Raw genomic sequence first — 17,125 nt, 5'->3', positions numbered from 1 at the left:
AGGTTCGACACCGCGAGGCCGCTCGTGGTCTCCTCGACGAGCCGCCGCACGGCGGGGAGGCTGGCTCGCTACGTCCCCGGCACGACCACACCCGGAACGACCGGCGGAGGGGCATCGACTGCTGCCGCGGCCGCCACCAGGTCGGGGTGGCCCGCCAGTCCCCGCTCCCCGTGCATCGAGTAGGTCGCCATGACGATGGCGAGCGGCACGTGCTCGCCGATGAGCATGAGCGGCTCCGCGTCGCCGAACTGCAGCGTCAGCGAGCGATCGCGCATCGAGGGGTAGCTCACGACGACGCCCGAATACCAGAACGAGAGCCACCGCCCGCCGGCGAAGCAGACGAGCCGCTGGTTCGAGACCAGCACACGAGCCGTCTGCCACTCGCGCCACTGCTCGGCGGCCTCGCGCTCGGCCCGCGACTTCGCGGAGGCGTTGCCCATGGCGGTGACCGCGAGGCCTGCGACGACGAAGGCAGGGTTGCCGAAGAAGAAGCCGGACGTTGTCGAGTAGGAGACGTCGCGCCCGTAGTACCTGCCATAGGTGGCCGGGGCGTCTTGGAAGAAAACTTCACCGTCGGCAGCCCGGAAGTCCCAGACATCGATGGTCTGCGGCAAACGCTTCGACAGCAGCTCATCGCGGAATCGCAGCGCCACCGCGAGGCGCTCCTGCGAGGAACGCTGCACCTCGATCTGCGCACGCTCCTTACGCGTGAATTTGCCCCGACGGTGCCTACTCTCGCGTCGATTCTGCGCTACGCCGCGGAGGGCCGCACGGCCGAGTGCGATCGTGAGGATCACGCAGGTGAGGATGCTCGCCCAGAGCAGTGATGAGAGCCCGAGCCCTCTGAACGGCCCGGCGATCGCGCCGTCGCCCTGCTGGCTCTCGGAGCCCCTCATGCAGAGGGCGATGATGATGGCGGCAATCGCCGCCGCGGCAAGCAGCAGCGGGAGCAGCCAGCGCCCGCGCCCGCGCAGCCGTTCCTCGCCGTCGCCTCGCGCCCTCGCCATCGAAGCCCACCTCGTTTCGACGGCGCGCAGCAGATCGACTCGCACCACGTAGCTCCCGAGGATGGCGGTGGCGAGCAGCGAGGCGAGGAGGATCAGGCAGGCGCCGAGCGTTGCGTGGCTCGCTGCGGCCTCGCCACCCTCCGGCCTCGCTCCCAGCTCTTCGAGCAGCCCGGGGGCTGCGACGAGGAGGAAGACCACCAGCGCGATGAGCAGCACAAGCCAGATGAAGCGGCCGATCTGTGAGCTTCGTGGAGACGTCATCCCACGAAGCTAGAGCTGACCACCGACACTCGGCCAGGTCAGTTCTCCCCACCGTTCCGAGAAGCCTCAGCAGCCCGAGCCTCTGCGGCTTTCACCCCGCATCCGCCGACTGAACACGCCGCCTTCGTCGGCGGCCGCTCCCAATCACGCGGCGACGCCCACCTCGCCCGTCTTCGGCGCCGCATCCACGGCCCGCTTGCTGGCGCGCGTGCCGAGCGTCGCGCGGAACCACAGCGCACCCGAGACCGCGAGGCAGACGATGAACGCACCGAGGGCGCTCACGACGGGGACCAGCGCCTCGCTCGGGCCGGCAACGAAGGGCATGAACGCGACGAGGAAGAACACGACGACCGCGATGGCGGGCGAGAAGAGCAGCGGCAGCGTCCAGGTCTTGAACAGGGGGGCCTCGCGCAGCTGGATCCACCCGAATGTCGTGCCGACGGCGTACACCGCGTAGGCGATGAGGCCGACGATCAGGAGGAGCAGCACGAGGGGCACCAGCGTGCCGAGGAAGAACTGGTAGGCGTCGCGGCCGAACAGCACCATCACGTCGTCACTCGCGACGGGTGCGGACGTCAGCCTGCGCAGCGACAGGGTGATGACGCCGACGATGCCCAGCACGGCCACGACGGGTGCGGCAAAGAGAGGCAGTATCCAGCGCAGGTGCTCCATGCCGCTCAAGATAAGCGCGGCTCGGGATGCACGGGGCGCGCGACGCGCCCGAGTTACGCATCAGAGATGTTCGGCCACTGCGGAGGCGCCTCTCTTGGCGCCTCCGCAGACACCTCTGCCCTCTCCTACCTACTCCACGGCCGGGCTGTGCGGCGTCGTCGACTGGACGGTCAGCGAGTCGCCATCGCTGGCCACGACCACCGAGACGGTGTCGCCGTCGCGGATCGTGCCCGCGAGCAGTGCCCGCGCGAGGCGGTCATCGATCTCGCGCTGCATGAGGCGCCGCAACGGCCTGGCCCCGTAGATGGGGTCGTATCCGCGCTCGGCGAGCCAGGCGCGGGCGTCGTCGTCGACCTTGATCGTGAGGCGTCGCTCGCCGAGCCTGCGCTGCAAGCGGTCGATGTAGAGCGCGACGATCTGCGCGAGCTCGTCCTGCGAGAGCGCGCTGAACACGACGATGTCGTCGAGGCGGTTCACGAACTCGGGCTTGAACGACTTCCGGACGGCGGCCATGACGCGATCCTCGCGGTCCTCTGGAGTGAGGAGCGGGTCGATGAGGAACTGCGAGCCCAGGTTCGAGGTGAGGATGAGGATGACGTTGCGGAAGTCGACCGTGCGGCCCTGACCGTCGGTGAGTCGCCCGTCGTCGAGCACCTGCAACAGGATGTCGAAGACCTCCGGATGCGCCTTCTCGACCTCGTCGAACAGCACCACCGAGTACGGCCTGCGCCGCACGGCTTCGGTGAGCTGCCCGCCCTGTTCGTAGCCGACGTAACCGGGAGGGGCGCCGACGAGCCGGGCGACGGAGTGCTTCTCCCCGTACTCGGACATGTCGATGCGGATCATCGCCTTCTCGTCGTCGAAGAGCAGCTCGGCGAGGGCACGCGCGAGCTCGGTCTTGCCGACGCCCGTCGGGCCGAGGAAGAGGAACGAGCCGGTGGGCCGGTCTGGGTCGGCGATGCCTGCTCGGGTGCGACGGATCGCATCGGCCACCGTCGCCGCCGCCTTCTCCTGGCCCACGAGACGCTTGCCGAGCTCCGATTCGAGGTGGAGGAGTTTCTCCATCTCGCCTTGCAACAGTCTGCCGACAGGAATGCCCGTCCAGGCGGCCACGACGCCAGCGATGTCCTCCGCCGTGACGTGGTCGTTGACGAGCTTCGGCCCGCCGTCTTCCGTTGCCTCGGCTTCGTGCAGCTGCTTCTGAATGCCGGGGAGCTCGCCATAGAGGAGGCGCGACGCGAGCTCGAGGTTGCCTTCGCGCTGCGCACGGTCGGCGCGCATGCGGATGTTGTCGAGCTGCTCGCGCAGCTCGCCGATGCGGTTGAGGGATGCGCGTTCGACGTTCCAACGCTCCTTCAGCTCACCGAGGCGAGCGTTTTTCGCATCGAGGTCGGCGCGGAGGGCAGCCAGTCGCTGCCTGGATGCGTCGTCGTGCTCTTTCTTGAGCGCGAGTTCCTCGAGCCGAAGCCGGTCGACCTGCCGCTGCAGCGTGTCGACCTCGACGGGTGAGGAGTCGATCTCCATGCGAAGCCTCGAGGCGGCTTCGTCGATGAGGTCGATCGCCTTGTCTGGCAGCTTGCGGCCCGTGATGTAGCGGTTGGAGAGTGCTGCCGCCGCGACGAGCGCCTGGTCTGCGATCGACACCTTGTGGTGCGCCTCGTACCGTTCCTTGAGGCCGCGGAGGATCGCGATCGAGTCCTCGACACTCGGTTCGCCGACGAACACCTGCTGGAAGCGACGCTCCAGTGCGGCGTCCGACTCGATGAACTGCCGGTACTCGTCGAGGGTCGTCGCGCCGATGAGGCGCAGCTCGCCGCGGGCGAGCATCGGCTTGAGCATGTTCGCGGCGGAGACGCTCGACTCGCCACCACCGGCGCCCATGAGCGTGTGCAGCTCGTCGATGAACGTGATGATGCGGCCGTCGGATTCGGTGATCTCCTTGAGCACGGCCTTGAGGCGCTCTTCGAAGTCGCCTCGGTACTTGGCGCCGGCGATGAGCGCCGACATGTCGAGGCTCACGAGTTCCTTGTCTTTCAGCGACTCGGCGACGTCGCCGGCGACGATGCGCTGAGCAAGCCCTTCGACGACCGAGGTCTTGCCGACGCCGGGCTCGCCGATGAGCACTGGGTTGTTCTTGGTCCGGCGGGTCAGTACCTGGCTGACGCGGCGGATCTCGGAGTCACGACCGATAACGGGGTCGAGCTTGCCCGAGCGGGCGATGTCGGTGAGGTTGATTCCGTACTGTTCGAGTGCGCTCTTGGCCTCTTCGTCTGGTGCCTGAGCGCCTTGCATGTTTGCCATGGGGCTCCTTTATAAGTGTCGTTCGACCCACAAGAACCTAAAGTTGAGTCGATATGGCTCAAGTTTAGGTCGGACAGGCCGCGGCCGCTACCGTTCTCCCCACACTTCGGCAGATTCTCAGCGTTTCGTGTATTCGCAGAATGCCCCGGTCGGCCGCAGATTCGGACGATGGCGGATGCGCGTGGCAGAGTGCTCCTGTGCCCGATGTTCTCGACGACCGCAGCCCCGCAGCCGGAGCCCCGCACGCCATCAGGGCGGGCAGCGTCGAGCTGCTCGGCGAGCGATTCTCGATCGTGAAGGCTGGCGACTCGGACGTCGTCCGCGCTGCGGGCTTCGGCAGCCCCCGGTCACTGGCGTACGCAGTCTTCGGCCGCCAGTCGGAGCTGATCGACGTGCATCCCCTCAGCGGCGACGACGCCGCTCTGGTCGCCGTCCGCGCCTACGACGACGGCGATCCCGCGCCACTCGACGCCGTCGAGGTGCACCAGGACGGCACCGAGCTGCGCCGAGCCATGTGGCGCGCGGCGAGGCTCGTCGAGCCCGGAACGCTCGCGAGCTACGGCGACGTCGCGGCGATCGCCGGGCATCCACGGGCCGCCCGTGCGGCCGCGAGCGCCTGCGGAGCGTGCCTCGTGAGCCTCTTCGTGCCCGTGCACCGCATCGTCCGCTCGAACGGGAAACTCGCCGGTCACGCTGACGACGTGGCCGTGCGCCAGGCGCTCGTCGACCACGAGCGAGCGATGGGGATGCGCGGGGCCGGCGGCTGAGTCGACGTGTGCGCACGCAGACCTCAGGATGTGTGTGGGTGCGACCACTACGTTGGGCTGTGACCTAGCGACTGAGCAGCCCGGTCGGCCGGAAGATCTGCGCGGCCGGCCGCACTGCGACCGACGAGGGGGCCCATGCCGAAGCAGCGCGACCGCAACCGCATGGGCACGATCGCCGTCATCGCAAGCCTCGTGCTCCTCATCGCCATCGTGGCCGCGGCGGCGCTCCTTGGAGTTCCGACGGGATGGGTCATCTTCATCGCACTCGTCGGCACCCCGCTCGTGCTGGCACCGGCCGCCCTCCTCGGGCTCCGCTGGGGCGACGCCAGGATGGCGAAGGCAGGTCCGGGCGTCCTGACCGCCCTCGGGCCGGGCGAGATCCGAGAGGTGGCTGCGAGCACCACGCCCATCGCGACCCTCGGCTGGCGGGCAAGTCTGGAGCACCTTCCGCCCCTGTTTCCTCCCGCACGCATCCGCACCCTCACAATTGCGGGGGCCATGGGCGCCATTGCGGGAGCATGGTTGTCGGTGAAGTTTGCGGAGGCCTCGGAGCCATGGCAGACGTGGCTCGGCGCCGGCCTCTTCGGCGTATGTGGCGCTGCGATTTCGTCGCTCGTGCTCTGCCTCGCCTGGCTGGCGATCGCCCACCGAGACTCACCGCTGGAACGCAACACGCGCCGGCTGCTCGAGCAGTCGATCAACCCCGCGAACGATCGCATCCGCATCAACCTAGCCAGAGTCCACGAGCTGCAGGAGGCTATCGAGCAGCGGCGTGCCGTCTACCCCCTCTTTCTCCCCGTCGCGGGGAGCGCAACCATCGCTCTGCTCACGGCGATGACTGCCGAGCTGGTGCTCTCCGGCGGAGATTTTCCGCGTCTCGCGTCCTTCGCGTCGATGGCGATCATGCTCTGGATGGGACACACGACGCTTGGGAGGGTCGAGCAGATCGCGATCGCGCTGCGCGAGGTGCAGTCCTCAGCCGAGGAGGGTTGAGCTACGGCAGGAGTCCACGAGCTGCAGCGATCGAGCAGGCGGAACCGGGCTACCGGTATTCGAGCTGCAGCCGCAGGCGCTCGCCGACCTCGAACTGCGCGTCGACGAGCTTCAGCGGATCGAGCTGCAGGTCGCGGAGGTCGATCGGGTCCTTCAGCTCGTCACGGATCTGGCCGCGGACAGCGAGCAGCAGCAGGCCAATGAGCGGATTCCGGCTCGTGAGGCGCGGCTTGATGAGCTGCAGCTTCAGGTCGTCGCCGAGCTGCGCCTCCACTCTGAAGAGCAAGCTCGCGCGCAAGAACCCTCGCCTGACCTTGGCCGCCGCGCGCAGGTGGGCGCCGCGCTGCCCCGCCTGGGTGAGCGTGAGATCGACGTTCGAGAGGTGGATGCCCTGGGCCGCGCCCGCGTCCGTCGCCATCGCGATCAGCGCATCCGCCACCTCCCGCTGCTGCGCGGCGACCTCCACGAGCAGGGTGTCGACGGGAAAGATCGTTACGTCCTCGCCGCCGGACGTGCCCTTCCGGAGCGCGAGAGCCAGCTGACCGAGATCGTCTTCCGCCCAGTCGACGTGCACACCCCGCGCCGTGAGGCTCGCCTCGACGTCTGCGCCCTGGATGCGCGCCGGAACGGCACGCACCCGCACTTCCGCGAGCTGCGCATCCGCCCGAGACACCTCGGTGCCAAACTCGGGGAACTCCGGGGGCGGCGGCACCTCTTCGACCGTGGCGTCGAAGGTCACGTCGAGGCCCGTCAGGTCGATGTCGAGCCCGAGGAGCTCGCCAGCCAGCGGATGCGCGGTGACGCGTGCGCGGTCGAGGCCGCGCACCTCCATGGTGTTGTCGGCGTCGAAGATCGGCGGCGGCACCTCGCGGACAAAGCGCTCCAGCACACCCGCAACCGCATCGGGGGTGGTCGGACGGGGACCGGACGCGACGACCAGCGCCTCGGGCGCATCCTCCGAAGACGAACCGCTGTCTGGGGCCTGCTGGGGAGTCTCCATGCCGACAACCCTACGGGCGCGGCCCCTCCCGACCCTGGCCGCCTGCCAACACCAAGTAGGATCGATGCTCGACGCGACCCCAGCGGACGCGACAGTTCACTCCGGCTCGACGAGCCCGAGCACCATTCTCGAGAGAAACGCAGCTATGGACAGCAAATTGATCGCGTGGAACGGCGACGTGCAGCCAGAAGCCGTCGACATCCTCACCGGAGACGGCGGACTCGTCGTCGTCCCGACGAAGGTCGGCTACATCATCATGACATCCGACAAGGAGGGACTCGAGCGCAAGTTCGAGGCGAAGGAACGCAACCGGAACAAGCCGGGCGTCGTGCTCTGCGGCTCGCTCGAGCAGCTGCGCGAGCTCGCGCAGCTCAACCCGGAGATCGACGCGTTCTACGAGCGCCACTGGAACGACGACATCCTCCTCGGCTGCATCCTCCCCTGGAAGGAAGAGGCCATCGCGGCACTTCCGGACGACGGCACCAAGGAGCTGATGATGGACGGACGCGGCACGAGCTGCTTCGTCATCAAGTTCGGTGTGCCCGGCGAGAAGCTTGCGAAGGAGCTCTACGAGAACCACGGCCGTTTCGCGTTCGCGAGCTCCGCGAACCCGTCGGGCAAGGGCAACCGTGGCCTCGTCGAGGGCATCGGCGAGCGCATCCACGACCGCGCCGACCTCATCATCGAGGCGAACGACTACGTCGCATCGATCCAGCCCGACGCGACGACCGAGACGCGCCACGAGCAGGGCGTCATGATCTCGATGGTCGACGCCGACGGCACACTCATCCCCGAGCAGGGCGGCCAGCGCTCCATCTCGCCGGCGCCCGTCGTGATCCGCAAGGGCCTCGACATCAACCGCATCATGGCGATCCTCGCCGAGTCGTTCAACAGCTGGGACTTCCGCCAGGGCGAGTACTACTGATTCACACCGGGCGCGGGCCCCGACCCGCGCAGGCAAGCACGGCCAGCTGAGCCGCGCATTGTCGGACGGGCTCGCTACGCTGTGCGCGTGCGAGCCCGTTCTTCATCTGCCGACCTCACCCGCCTCATCGAGTCGCGACCCATCTCGCGCGGGCGACTCCGGCGGGTCCTGAACGCACCCCCATCCGCCGCCACGACTCGGGAATGGTGGGGTTCGCTGCCTGCCGCCGAGCGCGAGCGGCTCCTGCGGCAGGTTCCGCTGCTCGTCGGCAACCTCGACGGCATCCCCTGGGCCGTGCGCGTGCGTGCGAACCACGAATCGCTGGGGCGCGCGATCAACGCACTCGAGTCGGGAGCATCCATAGGACGCGCACTGGGCAGCGCGAGCGCGTTCGCGGGCGGCGAGGTCAAGAGCATCTTGGCGGATGCGAGCCGCGGCGAGCTGCGCGACCGCGAGCGCCTGGTGCATCAGCTCAAGGAGCTGCACAGCGGTCGCGGCTTCGTCGATCGCGGTGGCAGGCCTCGCTTCGTGCTGGCGTTCGACCCCGAACGCGACTCGATTGTCGAGTACGTGGGCGCTGCGATCTCTGAAACGGAGGACCCGCTGGCCTCGCCGTTTGCCGACGGGGTCGCCGTGGTCGGCGTCTTCGTGCCCGGCAACGAAGCCAGACTGCTCGACTTCGAAGGCAAGGCCCACACCATGTCGGAGCTGCTGAAGCTCGCGCCGGCAGGCAAGGCTGGGCTTGTCGTGTGGCAGGGCGGCTGGTTCCCTCGAGGCCCGCTGGCGCTCTCTGCGGCGATGGCCGACGGACTGGCCCGCAAGCTGGGTGCATTCGTGAACTCGATCCCCCGAGACGGCGCAGTGACGCTGACCGCGTTCGGCTTCAGCTTCGGCGGCGGGGTGACGGGGCGCGCCATGTCGCTCGGGATGCGCGTCGACCGCGTCGTGCACGTGTCGAGCGCGGGGCTCGGGCACGGGGTTTCGTCGCTGGATGACCTGCCACCGTCGGCGAGAGTGCCGCACTACTCGCTGCTCGCCCCGATCGATCCTTCGGTTGGCCCGATCCTCGGCATCAACGTCCATCTCCCCTTCCTGGGCCGGGCTGGCCACTTCGGCCACGGCGCCGACCCAGCGCACACGCCCGGTGTGGTGAGGTTGGAGACCGGAGTGCTCGGCTCCGCGCAGGCCAAGCGCGCGGCGGACACAACGCTCTCGCTCGGCGACCTGCTGACGGGGCACACGACGATCCTCGAGCAGTGGGGAACGACGGCCAAGCAGAACATGGCGGCCGTCCTCGTCGGCGACGGGGCGGAAGTGGAGCTCGCGCCCCCGACCGGCGCTCTGGCCAGGCTCGCTCAGCGCTTCGTCCTGCCCTACGCGCCGTTCCTCAAGGTGAAGCACCGGGAACTGCAGCGCGTCGGGTGATGCTGCCGCGCAGGTGCAGTTCCGGTTGACGTCGACCGCGTCTGGCGCTGCGGTGATGCTGCACTGTCACGTTCGCTTGTGCCGATGCGGCGTCGCGGCGGGGTCGACGCGCTATGGTCAGCGGTCGAGGGAGTCTGTTTCGCGAGCGCCGCGCGCGCTCGACGCCGGGCCGCGTTGCGGTGGGCGACTCTCAAGGCTGGTGTTGAGGCGGGAGCCCAGTCGGGATGCGACTCCTGGGTCCAAGGTGCGCCCGGCATTTTCGATTGGACCTCGGGAGGGGAACGGCGGACTGCCTGCGCGGTCTTGCGCGGCGTCGAGGACCGGGCGTTGCGCTTCGGTGCCCCGTCCCTGAGCCTGAGGGCCGAGGGCTTGCGTTTGCACTTGCTGCGCCTGATGTTGCAGGTGGTCGCGCGCGGCCGAGGTTCGGACTCCGAGGACCGCAAGGTCTGCTTCTGCTCTGGCCAGGCTCGGGCTGTCGCGCGCGTAGGCGATGGCTGCGACCTGGCCGGCGTCGCGGCGGAGGTCGTCGATGGTGGCGAGCACGTCGCTGCCGATGTCGGCGCGGTCGAGGACGAAGTTCGCGTCTCGGTCGAGCGTGCCGACCCAGGACCTCGCTGTCGTCTCGTCGAGGCGTTCGAGGCGCCTGCCGGCTTTGACGGCGGCTCGGGCGTCGGCCCCGTCGCGGGCACCGGGCGCGCTCGCCGCGGCGGTGTCGATGTCGGCCGTGTAGAGCGTGCGACCCGGGCGGTCGACGACCAGCACCCGGTCGACGTGCCCTTCGGCGATCACCCGTTCCAGCGACTTCGGCATCTGCTCCGCGGCAACGTCGTGGAACGATTGCGGCGTCCAACGCCCGGCGCCCTGGTCCCGCACCTGCTCGGCGTAGCGAGACAAGACCCCGAGCCGCGACACCGCTTCAGGCACGGCGAGCGCCCGCACCTCGACACGGTAGCCCGCGTCCCGGAACTCCTTCGCAGTCGCCACCACCGCATCAGGTTGCCGGAACGTGGTCTCGAACACCACCGACGCGCCTCGCTCACGCAAGTAGTCGCTTGACATGCGCGCCCACGCACCAGCGGCCTGGGCGGTCACCTCGGGCATGCGGAGCGGATCCTCGCGCATGACCTGGCCGTAGTCGGGATGGAACCGCCGGAGGTCATCGCCCACGACGGTCACGGCGGCGCCAGTCTCCTGACTGGCCCTCGAAACCGCCCGTGTCTTCCCCGCACCAGGCTGGGCCCCGACGAGAACGAGCGTTGGTAGTCCCGGGGTAGCTCGAGAGAGTCGAGCATCGACCCAGGGCCGGATCGCGTCATTGAAGATCCGGGAAACCACGGCCGGATCCAAGGACCGGCCGCCGGTCACGCGACACCATCCTCAGCGCGGAACCTCCGAACGAACTCGGCCCGCTTCGCCTGCACCTCGTCCAGCGAGTAGCTGTCGACTGCATCCGCTTCGATGCTCACCGCGATGTTCTTCTGGAGCCATAAGTCGCGTTCTTCGGATGTCTTCGCCAGGTGCCAGCGCTCCATGTAGAGGCCGCCGAGCCGGTTCGCCGCCTCGCGCATGGCGTCGTAGATCATCGGGTCGTAGTCGTCGGCGGGCTGGTTCGCGGGCGCGTCGTTCATGGTCGTCCTCTCGTGATCTGTGTCTTCCCTGCTCGATCGGCTGCGGAGGCGAAGCCGGAGTGCAGGCCGCGCGCAGAGCCAGGCTCGGACCCCAGACCGCGGCCGGGGCCTTGGCGCCTTCCGGGTCCGCCTGCCGATCCGGGCCCCTCGCTGCCGCGCACCTCCGCGTGGTAGCGGTCGATGAGCTCATTGCGTTTCCCGACGACACTCACGTTCGACTCCGCGTCGACCTCGGCGATTTCCTCGCGGAGAGCGGCGAGCTTGTTGAGCCACCGGTTCTGCTCAGGGGTGCTGCGAGCTCTCGACGCACTCGCCGCGTAGAAAGCGGCAAGGCGACCGCCAGCGTCGAGCAGCAGGTCGTAGACCTCCGGCGAATAACCGCCGGAGGCCGGCACCCCTCCGGGATCTGCTGGGGAACGGTTGAAAGAGTCGTTGCTCGGCACGGGCGTCCTTCCGATTGGGTACTCGCGAAGGTAGTCGCGCGGCAGCCACCGGAACGGTGTCCTGAGAAATCTGTGGATAACCTCGCCGGCCGTTTACGCCAGAATCCGCTGCACGGCCCGCACCGGGATTCGCAGCCACGCGGGCCTCTGCGACGCCTCGTAGATCACCTCGTACAGGGCCTTGTCGAGCTCGAACACCCTGATCAACGCAGCCGCCTCCGCGGCACTCAGCGGCTCGTTCCCCGAATCGCCCCTGCTCGACACCGAACCGTCAGGGTCTCCCGCGTCGTCCCCGCGAGCCGCGTCGCCCCTGGCGTCCCGAGCATCCTGTGCCTGTCGTCGAGCCGCCCGGCCGTCGAGGGTGATCGCGCCCGTGTGCCGCCCGACGTGCGACTCCCCGCTCACGGCGGCGGCATAGCCGTTCAGGAACGACTGACGCGCGCGCGCAGCCCAGTCGCCGGCGATGTTGCGCCCGCTCGTCATCTCGAGCGACCCCGCCACGTAGTCGAACGACCGCAAGATGCCCGCGATGTCTCGCTGCGGCGCATCCGCGGTGTTGCGCTGCTCGATGCTGCGCAGCGGCTCACCTTCGAAGTCGAGGAAAACCCAACCGCGGCCCTCGACCGCCAGCACCTGCCCCAGGTGCAGGTCGCCGTGCACACGCTGCAACCGCGGCCAGTGCATCCCCGCCGCCCGCTCGTACACTTCCTCGGCAGCTGCACGCAGACTCTCGAGCGACGGCGCAACCGCGATCGCTGCATCCAACCGCTGCCGCATCGCCGCGACCTCGGCCTGCACCTTCAGCTGCGTCGACTCGGCGCTCGGCAGCACCTCGCGCAACGTTCGGTGCACCTCGGCGGTCGCTTCGCCCAACGTGTAGGCGGCATCGCCGAAATCATCGCCGGTCTCGGCGGCCCTCAGCGCAACCCGCCACGCATCCTCGACCCCGGGCAGGAACTCCTGCGCGAACACGAAGTTGCCGGATGCGCGGCCACTCTCGGCGCGCGGGTCCGGCCAGAACCCGGACAGGTGGCCGACCGCGGGCGGCACACGCACGGAACCTGCCGCGGTGAGCGCCGACTGCAGCGTCACCTCGGGATTCTCACCGTCGTGCAACATGCGGAAGACCTTGAGGATCAACGGAGGCGCCGCCACACCATCAGGCAGGCGCATCTCGCAGATGATCGACGTGTTCGACTGCTCCCCCGAAAGCACGCGGCTCGTCACGAACGTGCCCAGCACCGCCCCGGGCATCGGCAAGCCGTAGGCGGCGATATCGGAGCGCCCCCCAGCCCCGACCGCGTGCCCCTCCCGCTCGAGTATCGAGAGCAGCGCCTTCGCGAAGGCGATGTCGTGCGGGCCGTCCACGACGGCGCTCACCCGCCCCGCAGCGTTGCTGATCGACCCGATGTAGCCGAGAGCCGGCACCCGCGCATCCACCTCGCGCAGCACGATGGGAACCTGATAGACGACGGGCTGATCGCCGGAAGTGTCGAGAATGCACGGCACCGTCACCAGGTGCACGCCGGCCTCACCGTTCGGGTTGGCCAGCACGTAACTGCCGAGGTGGGTGAGCTGCGGCGTGCGCCCCTCCCCGCCCGAGTACCAGCGCTGCTTCGGCATCCATTCGCGAAGCATGTGGATGAGATCGGTCATTGCGCCTCCGGGTCAGAGCACCAGCCTACCGACCGGAGGCCCAGCGAACGGCGTGAATTTGGACCGACTCCAACCGGACCCACCACGCGCGTCGCAGCGAGCGTCACTCGCGTCGTCGGCTGAGCACGACCGTGAACTTCGCGCCCCGCGCGAGCTGCCTGCTCGGCCCGACGATCCGCTCGAGCGCCGCCCTGTGGGCGAGGCCAGAATTGAACACCGTCACCATGCTCGCGCCCGGCTTCAGCATGCGAGCCGCCTGCTCGAAGAGCGGATGCGCCATGTCCTCGACCACCTCGTGGCGGTCATGGAACGGCGGGTTGAGCAGCACCACGTCGACCGAATCGGTTTCAATGCTCGACCCGGCGTCCTCACGGCGCACCTCAACCCGATCCCCGACGCCCGCAAGCCGAACCGTCTCGCGCGCTGAGGCAGCGGCGGCCCAGGAGCGGTCGCTCGCAATGACCTCGAGCCCCGGCCTGAGGCGAGCCAGTGAGACGGCGAGCACGCCGGTGCCGCAGCCGAGGTCGACCGCCACTCCAGTCTCCGGCAGCGCGTCGACGGGCACATCTCGAAGCGCCGCGAGCAGCTCCCTCGTGCCCAGATCAAGCCGTGGACCCGCGAAAGCTCCCCCGTGGCTCGCGATCGCGAACCCGAGCTCATCGGAGCTCTGCACGATCGGATACACCGCGGCCGCGCCACGCAGCTCAGCCTTCGGAAGGCTCGCGTGCAGCACCCTCGACTTCTGCCTGCCCAAGCTCGCCGCGACGCTGTCAAACGAGCGCTCCAGCGTCTCGTTCATGCCACGGCTCATGTGCTTGATGCGTCCACCGGCCACGATGCGCACGTCCGGATGCGCGTGGGCGGCGACAAGGCGAACGATCTCGTCGAGCTCCGCCAACGACTTCGGGAGGCGCAGCAGCACGAGGCGCACCCCGTCAAATAGCGCCGGCTCGAGCCCGAAGCGCACCGCCTTGAGGGAACGGAAGCTCGCGCGCACCGCCGCATCACTGGCGCGCTCCTCAGTGACCGCGTCATGGAACGTGCGAACGGTGTCCAGATCGAAGCGCTCCGCGGCCGCAACCGCCAGCGCGCCCGTCGCGTCGCCGACCACCGCGAGCGGCGCATCCGCACCACCCAGCTCGGCCGCTTCGTCGAGCATCAGCCGGTCGACGGGATCGGGCACTGCACCCATCGGCGCGGCACCAGGCGAGGACTCGCCCACGACTAGGCGACGGTGTCGATGAGCGGCTCTGGTTCCTCGCCCGTGATGTAGCGGCGGCCCGAGACCTCGGCGACCGTAATCGCCACGTACTCGTTCTTTGGCGTCGCGATGAGCGGGCGCACGTCGAGCTCATCCGCTCGCTCCAGCTCAGCCTCCGTGCTCAGCACCCGAGCCTGCCCCCTGGCCACGAGACTGGTCGCGAAACCATCGCCGACCGCATCCGCCTGGAACACGACCTCCTTGGCGATCGACGCCCCAGCCAGCTTGAAGCCCGGCGCAGACTTGAAGACGATCTCGCCGTCGCTCTCGCTGAACACGATATTGAGCGGGTAGATCTCGACGCGGCCGTTCACAGCGAACGCGATACGGCCGAACGACGTCGCCCGCAGCAGCTCGCGGCTTTCCTCGTCGGTCAGGACGGTGATGAGGTGCTCGTCTTCCATGCCTCCATAATGACCGCTCGACGCGCAGCACGCGCACCTTTCCACCAGCACGCGAAGCAATCGGTCTTACGCGGGCACGCTGTGCGGCCGCTTCCGCGCAGGGACGGACCGCCCCGAGCACCGCGCTTGCCGATATCCGTGGCGCCGCGCCCCACGCAGTGCCACACTGGGTTCATCCCCCGCCGAGCGACCCGCGCTCGGCCCTACCCGGAGGAACACTCATGGGCTACGGAGGCGGCATCGCCCTCATCGTTATCGGCGCCATTCTGGCGTTCGCCATCAACATCGACACCGATGGATTCGTCGACCTCAGCGTCATCGGGTACATCCTGATGGCCGCCGGTGCCGTCGTCTTCATCATCGCCATCATCACGTCCTTCCGCCGCCGCCAGACGACCTCGACGACGCGCACCTCCATCGACCCGAACACCGGCCAGGAGTTCGTGCAGCGCACGAACCGCACCAACGGACCCGTCTGACGGACCCCGCATCCTCCGAACGCGCGGCGACTCAGGCTGAGACGAAGAACAGCCGCTTGTTGGCGAACTCCCCAATGCCAATGGGCCCCATCTCGCGGCCGAACCCGGAATTCTTGACCCCACCGAAAGGCAGCTCGGCAGCCTCGGCCGCGATCGTGTTGACGTGCGCCATCCCCACCTCGAGGCGCTGCGCCACCCGTGTCGCACGGGCCTCGTCCGTCGAGAAGACGGACCCGCCGAGACCGAGCGCGCAGTCATTCGCGAGCTCGAGCGCCTCCTCGTCGCTGGAGACTCGGTAGACGGTCGCCACCGGGCCGAACATCTCGACGCCGTAGGACTCCGAATCGCGCGGAACCCCCGTCAACACCGCCGGCGAGTAGAACGCGCCAGGCCCCTCGGAAAGGACACCGCCGACCTCGAGCGTCGCGCCCTCGGCAACCGCCTTCTGCACCTGGGCGTGCACCGTCTCGGCCGCCGACCGGCTCGACATCGGCGCGAACGCTCCGTCTTCGAGGTTCAGCTGGTCGCCCGGCGTTAGGCCCGCCGCCAGCTTCTTCAGCTCCTCGACGAACTCGTCGTAGATGTCGTCCATCACGATGAGGCGCTTGTTGGAGTTGCAGACCTGGCCGACGTTGTAGACCCGGAACTCCCACGCCTGCCTCGCGACCGCCGCCACATCGTCGGCATCGAGCACCACCATCGGGTCGATGCCCCCGAGCTCCAGCACGCACTTCTTCAGGTTGCTGCCCGCCTGGGCGCCGATGATGGCACCCGCCCGCTCGGACCCGGTGAGCGAGATGCCCTGCACTCGGTCGTCGGCGATGAGCGTCGCGATCTGATCGTGCGAGGCGAAGACGTTCTGGTAGCCACCAACCGGCACCCCCGCCTGCTCCATGATTTCCTGGATGGTCAGGGCCGACCGCGCGCAGATGTCAGCGTGCTTCAGCAGGATGGTGTTGCCGAGCACAAGGTTCGGGGCCGCGAATCGAGCGACCTGGTAGTAGGGGAAGTTCCACGGCATCACGCCGAGCAGCACCCCGACGGGCCGGTGCTCGATGCGTGCCTTCCCGGGGATCGTGCTTGGGATCTCGTAGTCGGTGATGAGGCTCGGGCCGTGCACGCCGTAGTAGTCAATGATCGACGCGGCGAACTCGACCTCGTCGATCGACTCCTGGATGGACTTGCCCATCTCGACCGAGATCAGTCGCGCAAGCTCGTCCTTGCGCTCAAGGAAGATCTCCGCGACGCGCCGCACGACAGCCGCGCGGTCCTGGACGCTGCGCGCACGCCACTCGCGGTAGACCGAGTCCGCGGCGGCGACGGCCTGCTCGATCTGCGCATCCGTCGCGTCGTCGAAGGTCTCGATGATCTCGCCCGTCGCAGGATTCTGGACTCGGTACTTGGACATTTCGCTCCTCGGCTCGGCCGTTCCGTCGCACCCAGTCTGGCCCAAAACTCGTTGCCAGTTTGGTTGAATCTGGCCCCCACCATCTACAAAGTCGCCACTCGAGCGTCGGTGGCCGTCCGTAGTCTGACCATGCTTCTGTGCCAGTGACACAGGCAGCCCCATCAGCCCGCTCAGCAAGCCCGAGGAGTATCACGTGGACTCTGCACTTCCCACGATCCAGCATTGGATCAACGGCGCCCCCACCGCCGAGACGCCAGCGCGCACGGCCCCCGTCTTCAATCCGGCCCTCGGCGTTGCTACCAAGCGGGTCGCACTCGCCGAGCAGGCGGAGATCGATGCGGCCGTCGCGGCTGCGAAAGCGGCGTTTCCAGGCTGGTCGAACGCATCCGTCGCCAAGCGGCAGAGCGTGCTGTTCCGATTCCGTGAGTTGTTGAACGAGCGGAAGTTGGAGCTCGCGCAGATCATCACGTCCGAGCACGGGAAGGTCGTGTCTGA

At 68.5% G+C, this 17,125-nt stretch carries 17 protein-coding genes; 6 read left to right on the top strand and 11 right to left on the bottom strand.

Features of this window, described 5'->3' with window-relative positions; translation table 11 throughout:
* Window positions 1-68 precede the first annotated feature (68 nt).
* The 3 genes from ACPYN9_RS14360 to ACPYN9_RS14350 all read right to left on the bottom strand — a co-directional run bounded on the left by ACPYN9_RS14360 (window position 69) and on the right by ACPYN9_RS14350 (window position 4,241).
* The gene (locus ACPYN9_RS14360) at window positions 69-1,268 is read right to left on the bottom strand and encodes a hypothetical protein (protein ID WP_424467226.1); all 1,200 of its coding nucleotides are present in this window, start codon (window positions 1,266-1,268) and stop codon (window positions 69-71) included.
* Between the two features lie 144 nt (window positions 1,269-1,412).
* On the bottom strand, window positions 1,413-1,940 hold the full coding sequence (locus ACPYN9_RS14355; protein WP_424467225.1) for a hypothetical protein: 528 nt from the start codon (window positions 1,938-1,940) through the stop codon (window positions 1,413-1,415).
* A gap of 129 nt (window positions 1,941-2,069) precedes the next feature.
* Entirely contained in the window at window positions 2,070-4,241 is a 2,172-nt protein-coding gene (locus tag ACPYN9_RS14350; RefSeq protein WP_424467224.1) for an ATP-dependent Clp protease ATP-binding subunit, read from the bottom strand.
* A gap of 197 nt (window positions 4,242-4,438) precedes the next feature.
* Between ACPYN9_RS14350 and ACPYN9_RS14345 the strand changes: the two genes are divergently transcribed.
* Together ACPYN9_RS14345 and ACPYN9_RS14340 are read left to right on the top strand one after the other, a co-directional pair.
* A complete protein-coding gene (locus tag ACPYN9_RS14345; protein ID WP_424467223.1) occupies window positions 4,439-5,008 on the top strand; it encodes a methylated-DNA--[protein]-cysteine S-methyltransferase in 570 nt (189 codons plus the stop codon).
* Window positions 5,009-5,143: 135 nt separating this feature from the next.
* Window positions 5,144-6,001 carry a hypothetical protein gene (locus ACPYN9_RS14340; protein WP_424467222.1) on the top strand — a complete coding sequence of 286 codons (858 nt, stop codon included), beginning with the start codon at window positions 5,144-5,146 and terminating at the stop codon, window positions 5,999-6,001.
* Between the two features lie 49 nt (window positions 6,002-6,050).
* Here the strand turns inward: ACPYN9_RS14340 and ACPYN9_RS14335 are convergent, their stop codons facing one another.
* Window positions 6,051-7,001, bottom strand: coding sequence for a hypothetical protein (locus tag ACPYN9_RS14335; protein WP_424467221.1), 951 nt, complete (start codon window positions 6,999-7,001; stop codon window positions 6,051-6,053).
* 145 nt (window positions 7,002-7,146) lie between these two features.
* Here ACPYN9_RS14335 and ACPYN9_RS14330 point away from each other — a divergent pair, with 145 nt between their 5' ends.
* Both ACPYN9_RS14330 and ACPYN9_RS14325 read left to right on the top strand, forming a co-directional pair.
* On the top strand, window positions 7,147-7,926 hold the full coding sequence (locus ACPYN9_RS14330; protein ID WP_424467220.1) for an L-threonylcarbamoyladenylate synthase: 780 nt from the start codon (window positions 7,147-7,149) through the stop codon (window positions 7,924-7,926).
* Window positions 7,927-8,013: 87 nt separating this feature from the next.
* On the top strand, window positions 8,014-9,351 hold the full coding sequence (locus tag ACPYN9_RS14325) for an alpha/beta hydrolase (protein WP_424467219.1): 1,338 nt from the start codon (window positions 8,014-8,016) through the stop codon (window positions 9,349-9,351).
* Window positions 9,352-9,468: 117 nt separating this feature from the next.
* Here ACPYN9_RS14325 and ACPYN9_RS14320 read toward each other — a convergent pair whose 3' ends face one another.
* The 6 genes from ACPYN9_RS14320 to ACPYN9_RS14295 all read right to left on the bottom strand — a co-directional run bounded on the left by ACPYN9_RS14320 (window position 9,469) and on the right by ACPYN9_RS14295 (window position 14,743).
* Window positions 9,469-10,686: a zeta toxin family protein gene (locus ACPYN9_RS14320; protein WP_424467218.1), complete on the bottom strand. Its 1,218-nt coding sequence runs from the start codon at window positions 10,684-10,686 to the stop codon at window positions 9,469-9,471.
* A gap of 26 nt (window positions 10,687-10,712) precedes the next feature.
* Entirely contained in the window at window positions 10,713-10,979 is a 267-nt protein-coding gene (locus ACPYN9_RS14315; RefSeq protein ID WP_424467217.1) for a hypothetical protein, read from the bottom strand.
* On the bottom strand, window positions 10,976-11,422 hold the full coding sequence (locus ACPYN9_RS14310; protein WP_424467216.1) for a hypothetical protein: 447 nt from the start codon (window positions 11,420-11,422) through the stop codon (window positions 10,976-10,978). Before ACPYN9_RS14310 ends, ACPYN9_RS14315 begins: the two co-directional genes overlap by 4 nt.
* A gap of 93 nt (window positions 11,423-11,515) precedes the next feature.
* On the bottom strand, window positions 11,516-13,078 hold the full coding sequence (locus tag ACPYN9_RS14305; RefSeq protein WP_424467215.1) for a maltokinase N-terminal cap-like domain-containing protein: 1,563 nt from the start codon (window positions 13,076-13,078) through the stop codon (window positions 11,516-11,518).
* A 103-nt stretch (window positions 13,079-13,181) separates the two neighbouring features.
* A complete protein-coding gene (locus ACPYN9_RS14300) occupies window positions 13,182-14,270 on the bottom strand; it encodes a class I SAM-dependent methyltransferase (RefSeq protein WP_424467274.1) in 1,089 nt (362 codons plus the stop codon).
* 32 nt (window positions 14,271-14,302) lie between these two features.
* Entirely contained in the window at window positions 14,303-14,743 is a 441-nt protein-coding gene (locus tag ACPYN9_RS14295) for a pyridoxamine 5'-phosphate oxidase family protein (protein ID WP_424467214.1), read from the bottom strand.
* A 221-nt stretch (window positions 14,744-14,964) separates the two neighbouring features.
* On the opposite strand from ACPYN9_RS14295, the gene ACPYN9_RS14290 reads away from it, so the two are divergent.
* Window positions 14,965-15,222: a DUF6458 family protein gene (locus ACPYN9_RS14290; protein ID WP_424467213.1), complete on the top strand. Its 258-nt coding sequence runs from the start codon at window positions 14,965-14,967 to the stop codon at window positions 15,220-15,222.
* A 31-nt stretch (window positions 15,223-15,253) separates the two neighbouring features.
* Here the strand turns inward: ACPYN9_RS14290 and ACPYN9_RS14285 are convergent, their stop codons facing one another.
* A complete protein-coding gene (locus ACPYN9_RS14285) occupies window positions 15,254-16,630 on the bottom strand; it encodes an NAD-dependent succinate-semialdehyde dehydrogenase (protein ID WP_424467212.1) in 1,377 nt (458 codons plus the stop codon).
* Between the two features lie 193 nt (window positions 16,631-16,823).
* Here ACPYN9_RS14285 and ACPYN9_RS14280 point away from each other — a divergent pair.
* On the top strand, window positions 16,824-17,125 hold a 302-nt coding region (locus tag ACPYN9_RS14280; protein ID WP_424467211.1), incomplete at its 3' end, for an aldehyde dehydrogenase family protein.

Source organism: Pseudoclavibacter helvolus (genome assembly GCF_049707175.1).
Taxonomy (GTDB): domain Bacteria; phylum Actinomycetota; class Actinomycetes; order Actinomycetales; family Microbacteriaceae; genus Pseudoclavibacter; species Pseudoclavibacter helvolus_A.
This window is presented reverse-complemented; position numbering and strand designations above follow the sequence as displayed.

Coding starts and splice junctions, on each gene's coding strand:
- ACPYN9_RS14360 (WP_424467226.1), bottom strand. CDS start 1,268: ATGACGTCTCCACGAAGCTCACAGATCGGCCGCTTCATCTGGCTTGTG.
- ACPYN9_RS14355 (WP_424467225.1), bottom strand. CDS start 1,940: ATGGAGCACCTGCGCTGGATACTGCCTCTCTTTGCCGCACCCGTCGTG.
- ACPYN9_RS14350 (WP_424467224.1), bottom strand. CDS start 4,241: ATGGCAAACATGCAAGGCGCTCAGGCACCAGACGAAGAGGCCAAGAGC.
- ACPYN9_RS14340 (WP_424467222.1), top strand. CDS start 5,144: ATGCCGAAGCAGCGCGACCGCAACCGCATGGGCACGATCGCCGTCATC.
- ACPYN9_RS14335 (WP_424467221.1), bottom strand. CDS start 7,001: ATGGAGACTCCCCAGCAGGCCCCAGACAGCGGTTCGTCTTCGGAGGAT.
- ACPYN9_RS14330 (WP_424467220.1), top strand. CDS start 7,147: ATGGACAGCAAATTGATCGCGTGGAACGGCGACGTGCAGCCAGAAGCC.
- ACPYN9_RS14315 (WP_424467217.1), bottom strand. CDS start 10,979: ATGAACGACGCGCCCGCGAACCAGCCCGCCGACGACTACGACCCGATG.
- ACPYN9_RS14305 (WP_424467215.1), bottom strand. CDS start 13,078: ATGACCGATCTCATCCACATGCTTCGCGAATGGATGCCGAAGCAGCGC.
- ACPYN9_RS14300 (WP_424467274.1), bottom strand. CDS start 14,270: ATGGGTGCAGTGCCCGATCCCGTCGACCGGCTGATGCTCGACGAAGCG.
- ACPYN9_RS14295 (WP_424467214.1), bottom strand. CDS start 14,743: ATGGAAGACGAGCACCTCATCACCGTCCTGACCGACGAGGAAAGCCGC.
- ACPYN9_RS14290 (WP_424467213.1), top strand. CDS start 14,965: ATGGGCTACGGAGGCGGCATCGCCCTCATCGTTATCGGCGCCATTCTG.
- ACPYN9_RS14285 (WP_424467212.1), bottom strand. CDS start 16,630: ATGTCCAAGTACCGAGTCCAGAATCCTGCGACGGGCGAGATCATCGAG.